Genomic DNA, 20383 nt, shown 5'->3' on the forward strand with positions numbered 1-20383 from the left:
GTCCAATCATGCCCCAGGCGCGGCAAGTGCGGGACTCGTGCCCGGGTGGTATGAGTACGATGCCAATGTGCTGGTCATACTCGCCATCGCCGCGCTCGCCATCCTGGCCTGCGTGGTCCTGGTATCCCTGGGTAAGGGCGGTGAGCTGACCGAGTTCCCGCCGGACGTGCCGCCCCTCAACCTGCCCGAAGCCGGGCAGCTGACGGCCGTGGACTTCATGGCGTTGCAGCTGCCGGTCAACCTGGTCGGCTATCACACGCAGAGCGTCGACGAGACCCTGCGCAGGGCGGCCAACGCGATCAGTTCCCGCGACACCAGGATCGCGGTGCTGGAGCAGCGGGTCTCCGAGCTGCTGTCGAGCCGGCTGCACGCCCGCCAGGAGGTCTACGCGGCCCCCGGCAGCGGCCCGCGCACCGACCACGAGCCCGAGGCTCCCGCCAGGCCGAGAGACCTTCCCGAGGAGGGCGACCCGCTCCCCGACTCCGGCGACCATCTGCCGCAGGCAGTGGACGGCAACGCCGCTCACGCCCGCGCCGGGTGGGCGGACGCCTCCAACGGCGACAAGCCCGCCGGCACCGCGACGACCGCGGGCGGCGACGAGGACGCAGCCGCTGAGCGCGACGACGGCTCCGAGTCCCGCCCCGACAGCGGTGGGGAACGGGAGCAGGACCCCGAGCGGGACGCCGAGCCCGTGCGGGCGTCACTCGGCGAGCACCAGGACGAGCGTCCGTGACCGAGCTCGTCCGATGCACGTGGGGAGGCATGACCGACCCGCTCTACCTCGCCTACCACGACGAGGAGTGGGGCCGTCCGGTCCGCGGGGACGACGGGGTCTTCGAACGGGTGACGCTGGAGGCGTTCCAGTCGGGCCTGTCATGGCTGACCATCCTGCGCAAGCGAGAGAACTTCCGCGCCGCGTTCGACGGCTTCTCCATCCCGAAGGTGGCGGCCTATACCGAGCAGGACGTCGAGCGGTTGCTCGCCGACGCCGGCATCGTCCGCAACCGGGCCAAGGTGGAAGCGGCCATCGCCAACGCCAGGGCCGCCACCGAGCTCCCGGGCGGCCTGTCGGACCTGGTCTGGAGCTACGCCGACCCGTCGGCCCCGGTGCCCAGGTCCATGGCGGACATCCCGGCCATCACCCCGGCCTCCAAGGCGCTGGCCAAGGAGCTGAAGAAGCACGGCTTCAAGTTCGTCGGCCCCACCACGGCCTACGCCCTGATGCAGGCCATCGGCCTGGTCAACGACCACATCGAGGGCTGCGTGGCCCGTGTGAACGCCTGACGCCTTCCCGGGGCGCGAGCCTCCGGCAGGCGGGCCCCTGGCTCAGGTCGGGACGAGCTCGCAGGTGTGAGTCCGGCCACGGGAGCCGCCCAGCCTCACCGTGATAGCCGGATATTTCCTGATCCGCACCTCGACGGTGTCGTCCGTTCTGCCCACCCTGCTGACCGGGTGGTCCAGCGTCAGGGTCACCGTGTCCACAGAGTGGCTCGGATCGGCGACGGCCACCGAGATCCGGCGCCTTGCCCGGCGCACCAGCACCGCGCAGGGCGCGTCCACGGCGACCCGCATCCCCCCGCCACCCCGCTCGCCCTCTTCCCGGCCCTCAGGGGGGTCGCCCGCCCCCGCGCGCGTGCCGCCCCTCACCTCGTCCTCGCCGCACACCGCGCCTGCCTGCCAGAAGGTCGCGGCGATCAGCCCGTCCCACTGGACGGCCTGCGCCGCGGGAGTGTTGGACAGCACCCGCAACGGCGATGAGCGGCTGAAGGCGCGGGTGCGCCGGAGTGTCGCGTTGGGCAGCAGGACGTAGGCGTACGCGGCGTCCACCGGGCTGACGCCGTGGTCGAACCAGATGGTCACGTAGTCGCGGGTGACCGGCTCCGCCGTCCCCCCGGTGTCGAGGCCGGTGTTGATGTCGTGCCACGTGCCCGTACGGGACTCGCGCAGGCCGCGCACCGGCCCGACCTCGGGGAAGACGTAACCGCCGACGCCTTCCAGATGCGCCCAGCGCTCCTCCAGGCGCGGCTCCGCGCCCGTGACGCGGTTGTCCACCACGGTCTCGATCGTGCGGCCGTCATGACTGGTGATGCCGCTGCCGAGCGCCACCACCGCGTCGTCGAGGCAGAACCACGACTTGCGGGCCCGCAACGACACGCCGTCGCCGATGAGCTCCATGGACGCCGCGCCGTAGCGCCCGCCGAGCACCGCCCCGCCTGCCCACGTGTTGGCGGGCCGGTGGGCGCTCATGCTGAGGTCGTCACGCGGGCGGGTGTCCACGGTGGTGCCCGGCAGCCGGCGTGGGTCCGCCGTGGGCCAGAAGCCGTCCTCGAAACCGCCGGTGTAGAGGTACGTCATGCCGTCGCCGGTGTGCCAGCCGTGCAGGTTCTCGTCGTTGATGGCCTCGTAGGCGGCGATCCGCCGCGACGACATGCTGATCGCGAACGACCAGCCGGGACGCCGGTGCACCACCCGGTCCATCGACGGGAACACGAAGTGCCCGGTGAGCGGCGGCGCCGCGGCGACCCCCGCGCGGCGCCGGAACGCCAGCTCCCTGCGGGTGGGCACCGGATGACCGCCGCCGCGCTCGATCCAGCCCTTGGCCAGCTCCTCGAACCGGGTCCGGTACGGCTCCGGCGCGCTCTCGGCGAGCAGGAGCACGGCGCCGGCGACGGCTCGCCCGGCGTCTCGGCCGGAATGGCCCTGCCGCGACGCGGCCCGCCCCCGGACCGCGTCCATCATCAGCCCGTCGAGCACGAACGGCGAGAAGGACCGCTCCACCGCGTCCAGGATCACCCGCTGCCCGGGATCGGTCACGGCCCAGGCCGACCCGCCGAGCAGGGCCATGGTCTGGGCGACGGCGGTGAGCAGGGACACCCCGTAGGACCCGGTGTAGGCGACCTCGCCGTGCTGGATGAAAGACCCGTCGCGATAGAAGCCGTCGCCGGAGTCCACGTACCCGAACACGCTGCCCTGGCCGTCGTCCAGCACGGCGGACAGCCCGTCGCGGGCCTGAGCCAGCTTCGGCCCGTCGCGTCCGGCGACACCCCGCAGGGCGATGATGTAGGCCTTGTCGGCCCGGTTCGCCCCGCTCTCCACGATGGCGCGGTAGCCGGTGCGCCGATCGGCGTCCGGGCAGAACCGATCGATCGCCCTCAGGTAACCGGCCAGCCGCTGGCCTCCCAGCCGATCCCCCAGCAGCACGCAGAGCCGGGCCAGCTCCCCGGGCGACCCGATCTCCCAGAACCACCAGTTACCGGTCTCGGCCGACCCCTCGTTGAAGTGCCGTCGATGGAGCAGATCGAGCCCGTCGACCACCCGCTCCAGCACCTCGTCGTCGCCGAACTGAACCGTCCCCGGAGTGACCCAGGCCATGGCGATCACCCGCAGGCGCCCGTAACACCCGGTCACCTGCCCCTGCCGCCCGTCAAGCGGGAGATCATCCCAGAGATGCGGATGTCGCATCCCCTTGAGCAGTCCGGAGGCGGCCGCGCTCAACCTGGCCGGATCCGCGACGCCCTCGTCGACGAGCAACGCCAGAGCAGTCTCACGAAGCGCCAGGAAATCATCCATACCGCGTGCCCGTACCCGCACCACGGGACACCACCCAGCCGGTTCAGCGGCCCCCGAAGGTCGGACGCTCCTTGGCCAGGAACGAGGTCGTGGCGGCGAGGTGGTCGGCGGTGGCGGCGCACTCGTCCTGCAGGTCGGCCTCCACGGCCAGAGCGTCGGGCAGCGAGCTCGTCGCCGCGTGGGCCAGCGCCCGCTTGGTGGCGGCGAAGGCCCGCGTCGGTCCCTGGGCGAGCCGCTCGGCGAGCTCCCCGGCGGTCTTGAGCACGTCGTCGGCGGGCACCACGCGGGTGACCAGGCCGAGCTCCAGCGCGCGGGGCGCGTCGACGGGCTCGCCGAGCAGCATCAGCTCTGTCGCGCGGCCGAGGCCGACCAGGCGCTGCAGCGTCCACGAGGCGCCGGAGTCCGGGGCCAGCCCGATGCCGGCGAAGGCCAGTGCGAACTTGGCCTTCTCCGATGCGACCCGCAGGTCGCAGGCGAAGGCGAGGGAGGCTCCCGCGCCCGCGGCGACGCCGTTGACCGCCGCCACGACGGGCTTGTCCATGGTGGTGATCAGCTCGACGATCGGGTTGTAGTGCTCGCGGACGGTGTTGGCCAGGCCGCGGCCCGCCTCCAGGTTGTCCGCGTGCTCGCGCAGGTCCTGGCCCGCGCAGAAGGCCCGGCCCGAGCCGGTGAGCAGGACCGCGCGCACCTGCTGGTCGCCCGCCGCCTGTCGCAGCGCTTCCAGCAGCGCGGTCTTGACCTCCGCCGTCAGCGAGTTCATCGCCTCGGGGCGGTCGAGCGTGATGGTGGCGACGGCGCCGGTCACTTCGTAGCGGATCAATGTAGCTCCCTGTCGACGAACGCGGCGGCTGCGGGCAGCAGCCGTGCGGCCTCCTGCTCGAAGAAGGCCCTGGCCTTCTCTCCCGGCCAGCCTGCGGGCAGCAGCTCGGACGGCAGGCCGGGGTCGCGGAACAGGAAGTTGCGCCACCCGTGGACGAGTTTGCTCCTGGTCGCGAACACCCGGTCGGCCGGGGCCCTCTCGGGCATGGCGCTGATCAGCGTGACAGCGTCGGCGTGCCAGCCCTCGTACGCCTCGCCGATGGCGGTCAGATCCCACGCCCGCGAGACCAGCTCGCGCGGGTCGCCCTCGAGCGCCGCGTCGAACCTGTCGGCGCGCACGCCTTCGCCGTCGAGCAGGTTGTCCAGCTCGATCGAGGAGCGCGGGCCGATCCAGGTCGTCTCCGACAACGCGGCGTAACCGAGGAAGGTCAGGTCGGCCCTGATCCGCTCGCGCCGCGGGCGCTCCTTGACCGGGCCGAAAACGATGACATGCCAGCGGCCCTGCCAGGTCACTGTCCCGGCTCGGTAAATTCTCAGCGCGGCCTCATCGAGGCGCCTGACGCACTTGGGGGTGAGCCCGTAGCCGGCCCCTTGGGGCAGCCTCACGGACTGTAACCACCCCTGCCTGACCATGCGCGAAACGGCGGTACGCACGGCGGGGGCGGCTATTTCCAGTGGGTTCATCAGGCGGACGAGTGCGGCCACGGACGCCTGCCCACCGCGCGAGCGCAGGTGGTCCCCATACAGGTCGAACAGAGCGGCGCGTGCGTGCACGAAGTCCAGTTTGGACGCCTTCTCCACCTTGGACAACGCATTCTGGGAGGAGATCGTTACCCATGAGGGCTCTCGATGCGGGAGAATAGGACATCACAGAAGACGTGAATGCGCCGACCACCCCCGATGGGAGGTCGGAAATCGCGCGGGCCGCGGGAGCCCAGGGCAGGAAGGGATGCACGCATGGCGGCGATGAAGCCGCGGACCGGCGATGGTCCGCTCGAGGTCACCAAGGAAGGGCGCGGCATTGTCATGCGGGTCCCCCTGGAGGGTGGTGGCCGGCTCGTCGTGGAGATTTCCGCCGACGAAGCGAAGGCGCTCGGCGAGGCGTTGAAGAACGTCGTCGGCTGAGATTCCCCGACTCAACTTTCCGGTCCCACGACCCTGGCGTACACCGGCGCCAGGGTCGACGACGTTCGAGGAGTGACAGTGCCCATTGAGACCGCTGCTTCGGTGGTGGCCGAGATACCGGACGACGCCGAGCTGCTGGCCGTGCCCTACTCCTCGGACCTGAGTCCCGCGCTCGCGATCGACCTGCACCTGCCTGTCACCGGCCTGCTCGCCCACTACGAGGCCAAGGGCGAGGCCGGCGAGATCGTCGAGGTTCCGGTGGCGCGAGGCGACGGCGTCGGGCGGGTGCTGTTCTACGGCGTGGGCGACGGCTCCTCCAGGGCGCTGCGCAGGGCGGCGGCCGCGCTGAGCCGCCGGGTGCGCGGCAAGGCGGCGCTGGCGGTGGTGGCGCCCGAAGGCGACGTCACCGCGTTCGCCGAGGCCGCGCTGCTCGCCTGCTACTTCTTCAAGATCGGCGCTCCGGGCAAGCGGCCCGTGGGCTCGCTCACCTTCGTCGGCGCCGACGAGCAGAGCGTACGGCGCGGCCAGAGCGTGGCACGGGCGGTCGCGCTCGCCCGTGACCTGGCCAACACTCCCGCGTCGGTCAAGAACCCCGCCTGGCTCGCCGAACGCGCCGCCGAGCAGGGTGTCCCCACCCGCGTGTGGGACGAGGAGCAGCTCAAGGCCGACGGATTCGGCGGCATCCTCGCCGTCGGCCAGGGCTCGGTGTCCCCGCCCCGGCTCATCCAGCTCTCCTACACTCCCGCCGAGCCGGCCACCCGGCACGTCGTGCTGGTGGGCAAGGGCATCACGTTCGACTCGGGCGGTCTGTCGCTCAAGCCGACCGACAACATGAAGACCCAGAAGACCGACATGGCGGGCGGAGCGGTGGTCATCGCCGTGCTCGGCGCGCTGGCCGAGCTCGGCGTCCCCATCCGGGTCACCGGCCTCGTCGCCGCCGCCGAGAACATGCCGTCCGGCACGGCCCAGCGTCCCAGCGACGTGATCAAGCAGTACGGCGGCCGCACCGTCGAGGTGCTCAACACCGACGCCGAGGGGCGGCTGGTGCTGGCCGACGCGCTCGCCTACGCCGACGCCGAGCTCGCTCCCGACGCGGTCGTCGACATCGCCACCCTCACCGGCGCGATCACCGTGGCGCTCGGCCGGAGCATCGGCGCTGTTTACTCGACCGACGACGAGCTGGCCAAGCAGCTGGTGGACGCGGGGCAGTCGAGCGACGACAAGCTGTGGCGGATGCCGCTGATCGAGGAGTACGCCGCGGGGCTGCGGTCCTCGATCGCGGATCTGGCCAACATCGAGATCGGCACCACCTACGGCGGCGGGTCCATCACGGCGGCGCTGTTCCTGCGCGAGTTCGCGGGCAAGCGGCCGTGGGCGCACCTGGACATCGCGGGTGTGGGACGCAGCACGGTGGACGAGGGCATCCTGACCAAGGGCGCCACCGGATTCGGGGTGCGCCTGCTGCTCGAGTGGCTGGCCAGGCCGTGACGTCCGCTATTCGGCGATCTTGATCGCGGCGAGCAGCCCGTCGCCCAGCGGCATCAGCAGCGAGCGCAGCCGGTCGTCCGCCTGCACGAGCTTGCCCAGCTCACGCACCGACACGGTGTCGGGGTCGCGCTGGGCCGGGTCGGCCACCCGGTCGTGCCACAGCGCGTTGTCGAAGGCCACGATGCCGCCCACCCGGAGCAGGCGTACGGACTCGGCCAGATAGTCGGCGTACTCCTGCTTGGCGGCGTCGGCGAAGACCAGGTCGTAGCCGCCGTCGGAGAGGCGGGGCAGCACGTCGAGCGCGCGGCCCGCGATCAGCCGCACCCGCCCTCCCGAGAACCCGGCCTCCGCGAACGCCTGACGGGCCAGCCGCTGGTGCTCCGGCTCCACGTCGACGCTCGTCAGCGTGCCGTCGGGACGCATGCCGCGCAACAGCCACAGGCCGGACACGCCGCAGCCGGTGCCGACCTCGACGACCGACTTGGCGTTGACCGCGGTGGCCAGGAAGCAGAGCGCCGCCCCGCCTCCGGGAAGGATGGGTGGAGCACCCATCTCCAGGCCGCGCTGCCGCGCCGCGTGCAGGATCTCATCCTCATGATGGAACTGCTCCGCATAGGCCAGAGTGGCCTCTACCGGACTGGTCATCGGCCTCCTCCCCCCACTTTCGTGCGATTGGTCACCGATCGCAGCCTAGGGGAGACACGCCGGGACGGGAACTCAGGAGCGCCTCGAGGCGTTGCAGGTTTAAACGGGCTTTGCCGGTCCGGAAGGCAGCCAGTGCGCATGAAGGGACAAAACCAGGCACTATGGCGGTAGCGGTGGTCCCAGAGAGAGGAGTTCTGGTGGACGAAAGTGACCACCAGGCTGATACTCCGATGTCAAACGCGCCCGTGTCCGGCGCCGGACACAATGTGCCCGATTCCGGTACGAGTCTCAACGCGCCCCAGCCTGGCGCGAGTCCCCATCCACCCGAACCCGACTGGACCCCTCCGTCGTGGGACGAGGTGGTGCGGACTCACTCCGCGAGGGTGTATCGCCTGGCATACCGCCTGACGGGCAACGTCCACGACGCCGAGGATCTCACCCAAGAGGTCTTCGTCAGGGTCTTCAGGTCGTTGTCGAGTTACACCCCGGGCACGTTCGAAGGCTGGCTGCACCGGATCACCACCAACCTGTTCCTCGACATGGCGCGGCGCAAGCAGCGCATCAGGTTCGAGGGGCTCGCCGACGACGCCGCCGAGCGGCTTCGCGGCCGGGAGCCGTCACCGGCGCAGGCATTCGACGACGCACACCTCGAGCCGGACATTCAGGCCGCGCTCGACGCGCTCGCACCGGAGTTCCGGGCGGCGATCGTGCTGTGTGACATCGAGGGCCTGTCGTACGAGGAGATCGCGGCCACGCTCAGCGTCAAGCTGGGGACGGTCCGGAGCCGTATTCATCGTGGCCGGGCGCAGTTGCGGGAGGCGCTCGACCATCGGGCTCCCCGTAATTCCCAACTCCCCCCGACCGTTACCCGTGGGGAGGAAGTCTGATATGGCTCATCTTGGAGAACGTGTTTCCGCGCTCGTCGACGGCGAGCTCAACCATGCCGAACGCGAGCGTGCCCTCGCTCATCTGACCTTCTGCGCTGACTGCAGGCGTGAGGTGGAGTCGACGCGGGCGCTGAAATCGCGCCTGCGGTCGCTCGACGGCCCGGCAATGCCGGCCGATCTCACGATGTCGCTGCTGCGGATGTCGGAGCCGGGCGGGCCTCTGCCGCCCCGGGAGCGGCCTTTCCCTACCCGGACGTTCGGCGGCGTCCCGATCCCTGGCCCCCACAGCATCGCCCCTTTGGACAACCGCCCTCGACGGGGCGCCAATGGTGGCGCTTCTTCGGGGCCGGGCCGCGGGGCTAGGCGCCGCACGGCCTATGTGGCGGTCAGCGTGATGTCCGCGGCCGTCGCGCTCGGCACGTTCTTCGCCGTGTCCGCGCCTGAGCAGCAGGGTCCGCCCCCACCGGTCGAGCTGGTCAAGCGGGTGCAACAGCCGCCCACGGTGCCGCAGACGAGCCCGCCGTCCACCGCCACGCCCTGAAAGCCCGGCCCTGCTGGGATACTCGTGATGGCGTAGTCCATGGTGTGGTGGGCATACGATCTGGGATCGGGATTTGTCAGAGATTTTGCTGACAACTGCTTTACGACTCTCGTATGCCGATCACGCCATGATTGCGGTGTCCGAGCAAGGAGTGGTGAGAACTAGATGACCGACGAGACGCGCCCCACCGAAGGACGCACGCCGTCGGACAACCCTGAGCCACAGGGGAGGCCGGAGTTCCTGCCCGCAGGTGAGGGAGCGGAGCCTGGCCGGCGATCCGACGCGGCTCCTGGCAACCCGTGGGGTGATCCCTCGGGCAGTGGCGGCACCGCCTTTTTCGGCAACCCGTCGTCCCCCTCCTACGAGGACTCCGCGTTCGGCGCCCCCAACGGAGGCACCCGTGCCTACGAGAGCCCCTTCTCCGGCGGGCACGGTGGAGACGGCCCGTCCTTCCAGCCGCCGCCTGGAGGCGACAGTTCGCCCTTCCAGCGGCCCGTTGAGGGCTCGGCCTTCGACAGGCCGCCCGGCAGTGGCGGCTCAGCCTTCAGCGGTCCCGGTGGGGACGGTCCGGGTTTCAGCGGTCCCGGTGGCGACGGTCAGGGATTCGGGACCGGGATCGACGGTCCGGCCTTCGGCAATCCGGGAGGCGACGGTCTGGGTTTCGGCAATCCGAGAAGCGACGGTCCGGCCTTCGGCAACCCGGGAGGCGACGGTCAGGGATTCGGCAATCCGCGTCGTGAGGGACCGGGCTTCGGCAGTCCCGCGGGAGAGGGGCCGTACTTCGGCAACCCCGGGGGAGAGGGGCCGGCCTTCGGCACCGCCGAGTGGCCGTTCTTCGGCAACCAGGCGGGGCGCGCCGGCGGCCCACCGCCGCCGCCCAACGCGCTGGGAATGGGCCCCGCGTGGGCCCCGCCACCCCCCGGCTCGCCCGGCGGCGTCACCGGCGCGCCCGGCCGGCGTGGACCGGGCACCTCGGTGTTGGTCATGCTCGCGGTGGTCATCGCCCTGACGGCGTCCGTGGTCGGCAGTGCGGGCACCTACCTGCTCACCAGGCCGAGCAGCGGCACCGATCCCTCCTACAGCCTTCCCCAGGCGCCGACCGGCGCCACCAACCGGGCACCCGACTCGGTGGCCGGTGTGGCGTCCCGGGTGCTGCCCAGCGTGGTCTCCCTGGAGGTCGGCAACGGCGGCAACACCGAAGGCGCGACGGGGTCCGGCTTCCTCATCAAGGACGGGTACGTGGTGACCAACAACCACGTGGTCGCCCTGGCCGCCAAGGGCGGCGAGATCAAGATCATGTTCAACAACCGCAAGACCACGACCGCCCGCATCGTCGGCCGTGACCCGGGCTCCGACCTGGCCGTGGTCAAGCCTGAGGAGACGTTCGGCACCCCCGAGATCACGCTCGGCAACTCCGACCAGGTGGTCGTGGGCGACCCGGTGATCGCGATCGGCTCGCCGCTCGGCCTCACGGGCACGGTCACCACCGGCATCGTCAGCTCGCTCAACCGCCCGGTCATCGCGGGTGACGAGAGCGGCACCAGCAGCGAAGAGCCCGCCTACATCAGCGCCATCCAGACCGATGCCGCCATCAACCCCGGCAACTCGGGCGGTCCGCTGGTCAACGTCAGGGGCGAGGTCGTCGGCGTCAACTCCGCCATCGCCACCCTGAGCCGCTCCCTGAGCAACCAGAGCGGCAGCATCGGCCTCGGCTTCGCCATCCCGGTCAACCAGGCCCGCCGCGTGGCGCAGGAGCTGGTCACCACGGGCAAGGCCAAGCGTCCCAAGATCGGCATCGTGCTGGACCGGGAATACCGTGGCGAAGGCGTCCGCATCGCCTCCGGCAACCAGGGCGGCCGCCCGCCGGTCGACGCGGGCGGCCCCGCCCACCAGGCGGGCCTCAAGGCCGGCGACGTGATCATGGAAGTCGACGGCCTGCGCCTCCAGGACGGCAACGAGCTCATCGCGCTGATCCGCAGCAAGGCCCCGGGTGCCAAGATCACCATCAAGTACGAGCGCGACGACCAGGAGCACACGGCGACCCTGACGGTGAGCGCCGACGATGAGGAGCCCGTCCCCACCCCCTCCTGACGGCAACCTGACGAGAAGCTCAGGCCACCCTGGCGTGGGCAGCGAAAGCCCAGTCTGTCTTGGCGGTGGGGCGGCCTTGGCCGTCCTGGCGTGGGCAGCGAAAGCCCAGGCCGTCTTGGCGGTGAGGGGCGAAGCCTTGGCCGTCCTGGCGGTGGGCGGTGAAGCCCAGACCGTCTGGCGTGAGCGGTGCAGCTTGGGCCGTCCTGGGGCGGGGGCGACGGGGGCGCCTGGTTCTGGTGGTGGGGGCCGTGGGGTGGCCTTCCTGCCGTCCTGGCCGCCGCTCACGCCGCCTGCCCGCGGTGCGGGGCCGGGGGTGCCCGCTATGGGGTTGGGCGTCCTGATAGGGGTTGGAACGAGGTTCGCCCTAGTGCATGGTGAATTAGTACCTACGGTGGAGGTCGGCCCACCCCGGACAGCCCTTAGTCTGTGGGATAGGCCGAGGTCGTTTCCTCGGAGCGGCTGGACTGCTAGGAGTGCAGGGTGTTCGGACTTGGCTGGATGGAAATCGGCGCGCTGATCATCATCGCGCTGCTGGTCTTCGGTCCGGAAAAGCTGCCCCAGGCGGCTTCCCAGGCCGGCAAGACGCTGCGCAACCTGCGCCGGATGGCCAACAACGCGCGCGACGACCTGCGCGCGGGGCTGGGTCCTGAGTTCTCCAACTTCGACCCGTCCGACCTGAATCCGCGTAACTTCGTCCGCAAGCATCTCCTGGACGACATCGACGACGACTGGAACAACAAGCCGCAGCAGGAGCTGGAGCCCGTCCCCGCCTACGCGGGCGCTCCGGTGGACGAGCTCGGCGTCGGAGAGATCCCGCCGTACGACTCCGAAGCGACCTGACGAGGCCGGCACCGACGTCGTCGCGAACACGACGTCGCGAGAAGCGCCATCCGCGCAGCAGCCCGTACACGAAAAGGCCCTCCCGGATCATCCGGGAGGGCCTTTCGCGTGGGGCGTGACGGTCAGCCGCGGTTGGGGGCGAGGCCGAGCTGGAGGCCCTTGAGGCTGGAGGAGCGCTTGCTCAGGCCGGCGGCGATCTGGCGCAGCTCCGTGGCGGCGGGCGAGTCGGGGTCCGTCAGAACCAGGGGCTTGCCCTCGTCGCCGCCTTCGCGCAGGCGCAGGTCGATGGGGACCTGACCGAGAAGGGGGACCCGGGTGCCGAGAGTGCGGGTGAGCGCGTCGGCGACCGTCTGGCCGCCGCCCTCGCCGAAGACGGCGATGCGCTCGTCGCAGTGGGGGCAGGGGAGCCAGGCCATGTTCTCGATGACGCCGGCGATCTGCTGGTGCGTCTGGGCGGCGATGGAGCCGGCCCGCTCGGCCACCTCGGCGGCGGCCATCTGCGGAGTGGTGACCACCAGGATCTCGGCCGACGGCAGACGCTGGGCCACCGAGATGGCGATGTCGCCGGTGCCGGGCGGCAGGTCGAGCAGCAGGACGTCGAGGTCGCCCCAGTAGACGTCGGCGAGGAACTGGTGCAGCGCGCGGTCGAGCATCGGGCCGCGCCAGACCACCGCGCTGTTGCCCGGAGGCTTGAACATGCCGACCGAGATGACCTTGATGTCATGCGCCACCGGCGGCATGATCATGTCTTCGACCTTGGTGGGCCGCTCGGCGGCGCCGAGCATGCGCGGAATGCTGTGGCCGTAGATGTCGGCGTCGACGATGCCGACCTTGAGGCCGCTCGCGGCCATGGAGGCGGCCAGGTTGACGGTGACGGAGGACTTGCCGACGCCGCCCTTGCCGCTGGCCACCGCGAAGACGCGGGTCAGCGAGCCCGGCTGGGTGAAGGGGATCTCCTTCTCCGGGCCGCGGTCGCCGCGGAGAGTGGTCTGGAGGGTCTTGCGCTGCTCGGCACTCATGACGTCGAGCTCGATCTCGACGCCCGTGACACCTTCGAGCTTGGCCACCGCGGTGGTGACGTCACGACGGATGGTGTCCTTCATCGGACAACCGGACACCGTGAGGTAGACGCCGACGCTCACCTTGCCGTCTGCGGCGATGTCGATGCCCTTGACCATGCCGAGGTCGGTGATGGGGCGGCGGATCTCGGGGTCGATGACGGTGGCCAGGGCGGCCGTCACCTGTTCCTGGGTTGGTGCCATCGAAGTCTCGGCACACCTGTGGAAAAGGGGTGCCGTCCCTCCTTTGCCGGTATATGTGGGACAGGCGCTGCACGCCAGTTGAGGATGTCCCTCCATGTTATGAACCCGCGGGGTGGCCCAGTTAATCCAGCGCGGTGATCCGCGCTTTTTGAGTGTCCGTGCAACGTTCTAAGGTTACTGCGTGACTGTTCCGCACGACGAGGGCCTGACTCCCGAGGAGCTGACGGTCTGGCGGATGCTGCAGCGGGCGCAGGTGCGGATCACCCGCCAGCTGGAGACCGAGCTGCTCCTCGCCCACGACCTGCCGCTGGCCTCCTTCGACGTGCTCACGCACCTGGCCGGAGCGCCCGGGCGGCGGCTGCGGATGAACGACCTGGCGGGCCGGGTGCTGCTCTCCCGCAGCGGGCTGACCCGGCTGATCGACCGGCTGCAGCGTGAGGGGCTGGTGACGAGGGAGGCGTGCGCGGACGACGCCCGCGGCCTGTTCGCGGTCCTCACGAGGGCCGGCGAGGAGCGCCTGGCCGATGCGACCCCCACCTACCTGCGGGAGATCAAGGCGCGATTCATCGACCCGCTCGGCCCGTGCGAGATCACCCGGGTGCGCGGCATGCTGGCCAGGCTCGCCGAGCGCGATCTCACCGCTGCTCCCTGAGCTCCTCTCCCAGCCGCTGGAGCTCCGAGCGCAGATAGTCGCGGGTGGTCATCTCGTTCAGGGCCAGCCGGAGCCCGGCGATCTCGCGGGTCAGATACTCGAGGTCGGCCCGGTTGCGCTCGGCCGTCCGCCGGTCGTGCTCGTACTGCACCCGGTCCCTGTCGTCCTGCCTGTTCTGCGCGAGCAGGATGAGCGGCGCGGCGTAGGAGGCCTGCAGCGACAGCATGAGCGTGAGGAAGATGAACGGGTACGGGTCGAACCGGAGGCCGCCCGGGGCCAGCACGTTCCAGATGATCCAGACCGCCACGAAGACGGTCATGTAGACGAGGAAGCGGGCCGTGCCGAGGAAGCGGGCGATCCGCTCCGACAGCCGGCCGAACGCCTCCGGATCGTAGTGCGGACGCAACGAGCGGCGCAGGTCCCGGGGCTGGTCCAGGCGTTCGGTCGTCATGGTTGGCTCTTCTCGCGCCAGTCTTCGGGAAGTAGATGGTCGAGCACGTCGTCCACCGTCACGGCGCCGACGAACCTGTTGAGCTCGTCCACGACGGGTGCCGCCACGAGGTTGTAGTTCGCCAGGTAGAAGGCGACCTCCGGGAGCGTGAAGTCGGGCCTGATCGGGTCGATCGACGGGTCGATGACGCCGCCCAGCAGTGTGGACGGCGGGTCGCGCAGCAGCCGCTGGAAGTATGTGACGCCCAGGTAGGCCCCCGTGGGCGTCTCGTTGGGCGGTCTGGTGACGAAGACCTGGGCGGCGACGGCGGGCGTCAGGTCCTGCTGGCGGATGTGCGCGAGCGCCTCGGCCACCGTGCTGCTCGGCGGGAGGATCACCGGCTCGGTGGTCATCATGCCGCCCGCGGTGTCCGGGGGGTAGGTGAGCAGTCGCCGCACCGGGGCGGCCTCCTGCGGCTCCATGAGCGCGAGCAGCTGGGCCGCTTTCTCGTCGGGCAGCTCGTGCAACAGGTCGGCGGCGTCGTCGGGGCCCATCTCCTCCAGCACGTCGGCGGCCCGCTCGGGCTCCAGCATGCCGACGATGCCGACCTGGTCGCCGGGCGGCAACTCCTCCAGGATCTCGGCGAGCCGGTCGTCGTCGAGGGCACGGGCGATCTCGTTGCGCCTCTTGCCGGGCAGGTCGTGCAGGGCGCTGGCGATGTCGGCGGCGCGCATCGAGTCGAAGGAGGCTATGAGCCCGGCGGCTCCCTGGTCGTCCTGCAGGATGTCGAACCCCTCGACCTCGCTCCAGTCGACGATCAGGGGCTCGCGCCTGCGCCGGCCCTTGTAGACGGCGACCTTGGTGATCTCCCAGGTGGAGGGTCTGGTCTCGGCCATCGCCACGTCGTAGACGGTCATCACCTCGCCCTGGACCCGAACGGTCAGGTCCAGCATCTCGCCGATCACCAGCGTCTCGGTGGCGCGCTGCTGGAACCTGCGCATGTTGATCCGCCCGGTGAAGACCACGGCGCCGGCCTCGATGCCGCGCACGCGGGTAATGGGCAGGAAGACCCGGCGGCGTGGCTGTACCTCGACCACCATGCCGTGGACGCTCGGCGGCCGGCTGCCGCGCAGGCCGGTCACGACGTCGCGGATGCGGCCGATCTTGTCGCCCGCGGGGTCGAAGACCGGCGTGCCCGCCAGGCGGGCCACGAAGATCTGCACGTCAGTCAGGCTAACAGCGCGACGGCATTGCGCTGCGGACCCCGTACCTGTCAGTATCAAACATATTGAATGGTAATTACTTCTCAGGTGGTGTCGTATGCGATATACGGGATTGGCGATCGCTTTTCTGTCCTCTATGGGCTTCGCCTTCTCGGGCCCCATGGCCAAGTACCTCATCGCCGGCGGGCTCGCGCCGATGGAGGCGGTCTGGGTGCGGATGGCCGGCGCGGGGGTGCTGCTGATCGCCGTGCTGGCGGCGCTCAGGCCGGCCGCGCTGCGCATCCCTCGCTCCCGCTGGCCGTTCGTGGCGCTGTACGCCGCCATCGCCGTAGCGGGCGTGCAGTCGCTCTATTTCGTGGCGATCACGCGGCTGCCGGTGGGAATCGCGCTGCTGCTGGAGTTCATGGCGCCGGTGATGGTGGTGATCTGGGTCCGCTTCGTGCGCAAGGTCCGGCTGGCGAAGGCCGCCTTCGTCGGCGCGGTGACCGCCGTGGTGGGCCTGGCCATCGTGGTCGAGGCCTGGCAGGGGATCCGCCTGGACGCTTTGGGCCTGCTGCTCGGACTGCTCGCCGGGGCCTGCTGCGCGGGATATTTCCTGATGAGCGATAGCTTCGGGGACGACATCGACCCGCTCGGGCTGATCGCCTGGGGCATGACCGGCGCAGCCGTGGTGCTGGTGCCGTTCTCCCGCCCGTGGAACATCCCGTGGGACGCCTTCACCTCGACCGCCAGCCCCGGCGAGGGCGCGCTCACGCTGCCGGTGCTCGGGGCGTATCTGTGGATGGTGCTGGTCGCCACGGTCATCGCCTACATCCTGGGCGTGAACGCCGTGCGGCGCCTGTCGGCGGCGGTGGGCGCGACGGTCGCCTCGCTGGAGGTCATCGGCGGCGCCATCGTGGCCTGGGCGGTGGTGGGCGAGCAGCTGGGCGCCTTCCAGATCATCGGCGGCCTCATCGTGCTGTCGGGCGCCCTGCTCGCCCAGACGGCCACCGCGGCCCGTCAGCCCTCGCCGCCGGCTCCGGTGGATCCGGTGGATCCGGTGGAGCCCGTACGGGTGGTCTGAGGCGTCAGCCGCACGACCGTGGAGCTCTCGGCCCACCGTCGCGTCAGATGCTCGCTGTCGCGCGCGTTGAGCCGCTCCTTGGCCAGCGTCGCGACGGCGTCGGGCTCGGCGGACTGGTCGACCACCGTCACGGCGGCGTCGAAGGCCGCCAGCCTGGCGCCGTTGTCCTTGCTGCGCAGCGTGACCCTGACGGTGTCCAGGTCGCCGAGGCCGGGCAGGTCCTGCTCCTCCCCGCCCGTCACCAGATAGATGGCGCCGTCGTGCCAGGCATGCCAGGCCAGGCGGGGGCGGTCCAAGTCGAGCCAGCAGATGCCGGACTTCTTGGCGCCCTCCTGGATGGCCGCGATGTTGTCGCTCACGCCTCGACTGTAACCGCCCGCACCCCAGCCGCTAGCGTGTGCGCATGCGCTCACGTCGGTCCGTTCTCGCAGTGCCCGGTAGCAGCCCCCGCTTCCTCGAGAAGGCGCAGAGCCTGCCTGTGGACGAGGTGTTCCTCGATCTGGAGGACGCCGTGGCGCCCCTGGCCAAGGAGGAGGCGCGGCGCAACATCGTGGCCGCCCTGCGCGAGGGCGACTGGACGGGCAAGACGCGGGTGGTCCGGGTCAACGACCTCACGACGCGGTGGACGTACCGCGACGTGATCGAGATCGTCGAGGGCGCCGGAGACAGGCTCGACTGCCTGATGCTGCCCAAGGTGCAGAACCCGACCGAGGTCGTCTGGCTCGACACGCTGCTCACCCAGATCGAGAAGACGATGGGCTTCGAGGTCGGCCGGATCGGCATCGAGGCGCAGATCGAGAACGCGCGCGGCCTGGTGAACGTGGACGCCATCGCCGGGTCGTCCGAGCGGCTGGAGACGCTGGTGTTCGGGCCGGCCGACTTCATGGCCTCGATCAACATGCGCACGCTCGTGGTGGGCGAGCAGCCGCCCGGATACGAGGAGGGCGACGCCTACCACTACATCCTGATGCGGCTGCTCATGGCCGCCAGGATGCACGACCTGCAGGTCATCGACGGTCCTTACCTGCAGATCAAGGACGTCGAGGGCTACCGGCGGGTGGCCCGGCGGGCCGCCGCGCTCGGCTTCGACGGCAAGTGGGTGCTTCACCCGCTGCAGATCGACGCGGCCAACGAGGTGTTCTCGCCGTCGCAGGAGGACTATGACCACGCCGAGCTCATCCTCGAGGCGTACGAGCACTACACCACGGTCGAGAAGCGCGGCGCGGTCATGCTGGGGGACGAGATGATCGACGAGGCCTCGCGCAAGATGGCGCTCGTCGTGGCGGCCAAGGGCCGGGCCGCCGGGCTGAACCGCCTCAAGCGGTTCAGCCCGGAGGATTAGACCTTGAAGCCGATGGTGGTGAAGAACCAGAAGGACGAGGTCAGCCAGAGCCCGACCAGCGCGGTGAACGCCAGCCCGCCCAGCACCGGGAACGTCCAGCCCGGCGTGTTCTCCTTGCGCAGTGACAGCATCTTCGCCGTGAACACCCCGTAGAAGAAGCAGCCGAGCAGCGAGTGGATCATCACCCGCGGCACGTCGTACTGCAGGCCCAGGGCGTACAGGCAGTGGAAGGCGACCGGGATGGTGAGCAGGAAGGCCAGCCTCCCGGACCAGCGGTGCACGCCGGCCGGGATGTCGACGCCGAGCTTGCCCCACATGGACAGGGCCGTGACGACCTGGACCACGGCCAGCACGGTCGCGCCCGTCGTCAGCCACACCTTCATCGGCAGCGCGGCGGAGAAGCCCGCGATGCCGACCGCGAACCCGGTCGGGGGGTGCACGCGGCCGTAGACGCCGAGCGCGAGCATGATCAGGCCGCCGACGAGCAGCGGCACCAGCAGCGAGGCGGTCCCGCGTGCCGAAGGTCGCTGGTGGATGGCGGTCATTGCATCTCCTCGATGAAACCGTCGACGTCCTCGGGGGTGACGGTCGTGCCGTCCACGGTGACCGGGCTGGTCGGCTGGTCGCCGTTCAGCTCGGGGGTCGGCACCTGCTTGTCGTTCAGGAAGGCGGTGCCGACCTGCGTGAAACCGCCCTGCGGCCGCTTCAGCACGATCCAGCCGGCGCGTACCCTGGCGCCTCTGACGATCGCGCTGGCCCGGTACAGGCCCGACGGCTTCACCGCGGTGGGGGCGACGAAGCTCCACTTCTTGCCGCCGACCGCGACCTGGCCCTCGGCCTTGCCGCCGCCGAGCTCGGCCGTGACCTTGGCGCCGCCGAAGCCTTCGAGCTCGAGGTCGGCGCTGCTCGCGTCGCCCTTGAACCAGGCCTCGGTCTTGCCGTCGCAGAAGTAGCCGACGGCCTTGCCATCGCGCAGGGAGATGGCGATGAGGCCGCCGTTGCCCTTGACGCGCCCCGCGTAGTCGGCCTTCCTCGGCGCGGCCGGAGTCGACTCCTCGAATGTGGGTGTTTCGGAAGGGTTCGGGTCGGCGGCCGTATTGGTGGCCTCAGGTGTCTCTTCGGGTGCCTCGTTCGGTGTTTCGTTCGCGGTCTCGTTCGCGGTGGCGACGGTGTTGTCCGCCGCTGGTGTCGCGGTGATGCTGGCGACACCCAGCCCCACGGCGAGCACGGCGCCCGCCGTCAGGGTGACGATAGGTCCCAGCCTTGACATGGACTTCTCCCAGGGTCGAAATGCTTACCCCCCGAGCATCCGCCGAAATAGCCGGACCGTCTGTGAACTATTGCGCACCAGGCGGACAGAATATACAGATGCAGGATAATCCCGGGCCCCATCTTCCGTACGGTTCGCAACCGCCCAGCAGGCCCGCCTACCCGTACGCGCCGGCGCCGCCACCTGGGCAGTCCTGGTTTCTTCCGGTGCCCGAAGGGGCTCGTTACGATCACCTGGCCAGAACTCCGGCGAGCGACCTGTGGCGCCAGGTCGTCGGCACCATCCTGGTCGCCGTGGGCTTCTTCTCGGTCGGCGCGGTGGTGCTGCTCGGGGGCTCCGTCGTCGGGCTGATCCTGGAGATCCCACCGCCCGTCAACCCGGCCCAGATCTCCGGCGATCCGGTGTTCGGGATGATCCTGTTGCTGTTGTCGCTGGCGGCCGTGACCCCGGTGGTGTTCGGCACGGTGGCGCTCGTGCAGCGCCGCCCACCGGGGACGCTGTCCTCGGTTGCCGGACGGCTGCGCTGGCCGTGGCTGCTGCGCTGTACGGGTGTGGCGGTCCTGTCGCTGGTCCTGGGGCAGTGCGCGCAGTTCGCCGCGCTGGCGGCGACGGGCGAGACGGTCGAGGGCATGCTCGGCTGGGTCGGCTGGGCCCGGTTCCTGCCGGCGCTCATAGTGATCGTGCTGCTGGTGCCGTTCCAGGCCGCCGCGGAGGAGTACATCTTCCGCGGCTGGTTTCTGCAGGCGTTCGGGGCCCGGTTGCGCAATCCCTGGTGGAGCATCCTGATCAGCTCCGCGCTGTTCGCCTCGCTGCACGGATACTCGTGGGCGGGGCTGGTCGACGTGTTCGCCTTCGGGGTGGTCATGGGGTTCCTGGCGGTGCGTACCGGGGGATTGGAGGCTCCGATCGCGCTGCACGTCGTGAACAACATGGTGGCTTTCGGGTTGAGTGCGGCCGCGGGGCAGCTCGAGGACGCCCTGCAGCAGGACAAGGTGCCGGTGCCGTGGCAGTCGCTGCTGGGAACGGTGGTGCAGCTCGGGGTGTTCAGCATCGGAGTGCTCTATCTCGCTAAAAAGCGGTCAGTCAGCACTATTTCCGGATAAATGTCCGAGGGGTACCGGGAATCTCGCTAGAG

22 protein-coding genes and 1 pseudogene are annotated in these 20383 nt (G+C 70.3%); 13 read left to right on the forward strand and 10 right to left on the reverse strand.

Translation table 11 applies throughout. The features are described 5' to 3' along the window. Window positions 1-67 precede the first annotated feature (67 nt). Window positions 68-733 (forward strand): hypothetical protein, encoded by a 666-nt coding sequence (locus tag V5E28_RS18125; RefSeq protein ID WP_336208102.1) that lies wholly within the window; start codon window positions 68-70, stop codon window positions 731-733. Then, a complete protein-coding gene (locus V5E28_RS18130; protein ID WP_336208103.1) occupies window positions 730-1284 on the forward strand; it encodes a DNA-3-methyladenine glycosylase I in 555 nt (184 codons plus the stop codon). Before V5E28_RS18125 ends, V5E28_RS18130 begins: the two co-directional genes overlap by 4 nt. Window positions 1285-1326: 42 nt before the next feature. Here V5E28_RS18130 and V5E28_RS18135 read toward each other — a convergent pair whose 3' ends face one another. From V5E28_RS18135 to V5E28_RS18145, 3 genes are read right to left on the reverse strand one after another with little or no spacing between them, the layout of a single operon-like run. Beyond that, window positions 1327-3570 (reverse strand): polysaccharide lyase 8 family protein, encoded by a 2244-nt coding sequence (locus V5E28_RS18135; protein ID WP_336208104.1) that lies wholly within the window; start codon window positions 3568-3570, stop codon window positions 1327-1329. A gap of 43 nt (window positions 3571-3613) precedes the next feature. Further along, the gene (locus V5E28_RS18140; protein ID WP_336208105.1) at window positions 3614-4390 is read right to left on the reverse strand and encodes an enoyl-CoA hydratase-related protein; all 777 of its coding nucleotides are present in this window, start codon (window positions 4388-4390) and stop codon (window positions 3614-3616) included. Continuing rightward, window positions 4387-5190: a PaaX family transcriptional regulator gene (locus V5E28_RS18145; protein ID WP_336208197.1), complete on the reverse strand. Its 804-nt coding sequence runs from the start codon at window positions 5188-5190 to the stop codon at window positions 4387-4389. Before V5E28_RS18145 ends, V5E28_RS18140 begins: the two co-directional genes overlap by 4 nt. 156 nt (window positions 5191-5346) lie before the next feature. Between V5E28_RS18145 and V5E28_RS18150 the strand changes: the two genes are divergently transcribed. Both V5E28_RS18150 and V5E28_RS18155 read left to right on the forward strand, forming a co-directional pair. Next, window positions 5347-5514: a DUF3117 domain-containing protein gene (locus V5E28_RS18150; protein WP_020545024.1), complete on the forward strand. Its 168-nt coding sequence runs from the start codon at window positions 5347-5349 to the stop codon at window positions 5512-5514. A gap of 78 nt (window positions 5515-5592) precedes the next feature. Beyond that, window positions 5593-7002: a leucyl aminopeptidase gene (locus V5E28_RS18155; protein ID WP_336208106.1), complete on the forward strand. Its 1410-nt coding sequence runs from the start codon at window positions 5593-5595 to the stop codon at window positions 7000-7002. 6 nt (window positions 7003-7008) lie between these two features. Here the strand turns inward: V5E28_RS18155 and V5E28_RS18160 are convergent, their stop codons facing one another. Continuing rightward, window positions 7009-7647 (reverse strand): O-methyltransferase, encoded by a 639-nt coding sequence (locus V5E28_RS18160; RefSeq protein ID WP_336208107.1) that lies wholly within the window; start codon window positions 7645-7647, stop codon window positions 7009-7011. 161 nt (window positions 7648-7808) lie between these two features. Here V5E28_RS18160 and sigE point away from each other — a divergent pair, with 161 nt between their 5' ends. The 5 genes and pseudogenes from sigE (at window position 7809) to V5E28_RS18185 (ending at window position 12006) form a co-directional block, all read left to right on the forward strand. Continuing rightward, window positions 7809-8534: an RNA polymerase sigma factor SigE gene (gene sigE / locus V5E28_RS18165; protein ID WP_442945831.1), complete on the forward strand. Its 726-nt coding sequence runs from the start codon at window positions 7809-7811 to the stop codon at window positions 8532-8534. Between the two features lies 1 nt (window position 8535). Beyond that, window positions 8536-8628, forward strand: a pseudogene (locus V5E28_RS18170) (zf-HC2 domain-containing protein); the annotation flags it as partial. 300 nt (window positions 8629-8928) lie between these two features. Next, window positions 8929-9075: a hypothetical protein gene (locus V5E28_RS18175; protein ID WP_336208204.1), complete on the forward strand. Its 147-nt coding sequence runs from the start codon at window positions 8929-8931 to the stop codon at window positions 9073-9075. 165 nt (window positions 9076-9240) lie between these two features. Continuing rightward, window positions 9241-11166, forward strand: coding sequence for a S1C family serine protease (locus tag V5E28_RS18180; protein WP_336208108.1), 1926 nt, complete (start codon window positions 9241-9243; stop codon window positions 11164-11166). A 480-nt stretch (window positions 11167-11646) separates the two neighbouring features. Next, window positions 11647-12006: a sec-independent translocase gene (locus V5E28_RS18185; protein WP_336208109.1), complete on the forward strand. Its 360-nt coding sequence runs from the start codon at window positions 11647-11649 to the stop codon at window positions 12004-12006. 122 nt (window positions 12007-12128) lie between these two features. Here the strand turns inward: V5E28_RS18185 and V5E28_RS18190 are convergent, their stop codons facing one another. Then, window positions 12129-13268 (reverse strand): Mrp/NBP35 family ATP-binding protein, encoded by a 1140-nt coding sequence (locus V5E28_RS18190; protein WP_336208110.1) that lies wholly within the window; start codon window positions 13266-13268, stop codon window positions 12129-12131. A gap of 181 nt (window positions 13269-13449) precedes the next feature. Between V5E28_RS18190 and V5E28_RS18195 the strand changes: the two genes are divergently transcribed. Next, the gene (locus V5E28_RS18195; protein WP_336208111.1) at window positions 13450-13920 is read left to right on the forward strand and encodes a MarR family winged helix-turn-helix transcriptional regulator; all 471 of its coding nucleotides are present in this window, start codon (window positions 13450-13452) and stop codon (window positions 13918-13920) included. On the opposite strand, the gene V5E28_RS18200 is transcribed toward V5E28_RS18195, so the two are convergent. Together V5E28_RS18200 and V5E28_RS18205 are read right to left on the reverse strand one after the other, a co-directional pair. Next, the gene (locus V5E28_RS18200; protein WP_336208112.1) at window positions 13904-14371 is read right to left on the reverse strand and encodes a DUF1003 domain-containing protein; all 468 of its coding nucleotides are present in this window, start codon (window positions 14369-14371) and stop codon (window positions 13904-13906) included. The genes V5E28_RS18195 and V5E28_RS18200 overlap by 17 nt on opposite strands. Further along, window positions 14368-15573 carry a magnesium transporter MgtE N-terminal domain-containing protein gene (locus V5E28_RS18205; RefSeq protein ID WP_442945832.1) on the reverse strand — a complete coding sequence of 402 codons (1206 nt, stop codon included), beginning with the start codon at window positions 15571-15573 and terminating at the stop codon, window positions 14368-14370. The genes V5E28_RS18200 and V5E28_RS18205 overlap by 4 nt, the downstream gene beginning before the upstream one ends. A gap of 97 nt (window positions 15574-15670) precedes the next feature. Between V5E28_RS18205 and V5E28_RS18210 the strand changes: the two genes are divergently transcribed. After that, window positions 15671-16636 carry an EamA family transporter gene (locus V5E28_RS18210; protein ID WP_336208113.1) on the forward strand — a complete coding sequence of 322 codons (966 nt, stop codon included), beginning with the start codon at window positions 15671-15673 and terminating at the stop codon, window positions 16634-16636. On the opposite strand, the gene V5E28_RS18215 is transcribed toward V5E28_RS18210, so the two are convergent. Continuing rightward, entirely contained in the window at window positions 16573-16995 is a 423-nt protein-coding gene (locus V5E28_RS18215) for a hypothetical protein (protein ID WP_336208114.1), read from the reverse strand. The two genes, V5E28_RS18210 and V5E28_RS18215, sit on opposite strands and share 64 nt — an antisense overlap. Before the next feature lie 44 nt (window positions 16996-17039). Here V5E28_RS18215 and V5E28_RS18220 point away from each other — a divergent pair, with 44 nt between their 5' ends. After that, a complete protein-coding gene (locus V5E28_RS18220) occupies window positions 17040-17978 on the forward strand; it encodes an HpcH/HpaI aldolase/citrate lyase family protein (protein ID WP_336208115.1) in 939 nt (312 codons plus the stop codon). Here V5E28_RS18220 and V5E28_RS18225 read toward each other — a convergent pair. Then, a complete protein-coding gene (locus V5E28_RS18225; RefSeq protein WP_336208116.1) occupies window positions 17975-18523 on the reverse strand; it encodes a DUF6529 family protein in 549 nt (182 codons plus the stop codon). The two genes, V5E28_RS18220 and V5E28_RS18225, sit on opposite strands and share 4 nt — an antisense overlap. Next, complete coding sequence (locus V5E28_RS18230) at window positions 18520-19248, reverse strand: hypothetical protein (RefSeq protein WP_336208117.1); 729 nt, start codon at window positions 19246-19248, stop codon at window positions 18520-18522. Before V5E28_RS18230 ends, V5E28_RS18225 begins: the two co-directional genes overlap by 4 nt. A gap of 206 nt (window positions 19249-19454) precedes the next feature. Here V5E28_RS18230 and V5E28_RS18235 point away from each other — a divergent pair, with 206 nt between their 5' ends. Beyond that, window positions 19455-20351 carry a CPBP family intramembrane glutamic endopeptidase gene (locus V5E28_RS18235; RefSeq protein ID WP_336208118.1) on the forward strand — a complete coding sequence of 299 codons (897 nt, stop codon included), beginning with the start codon at window positions 19455-19457 and terminating at the stop codon, window positions 20349-20351. The last annotated feature ends 32 nt before the right edge of the window (window positions 20352-20383 follow it).

The organism is Nonomuraea sp. LPB2021202275-12-8, assembly GCF_037044575.1.
Classification (GTDB): Bacteria; Actinomycetota; Actinomycetes; order Streptosporangiales; family Streptosporangiaceae; genus Nonomuraea.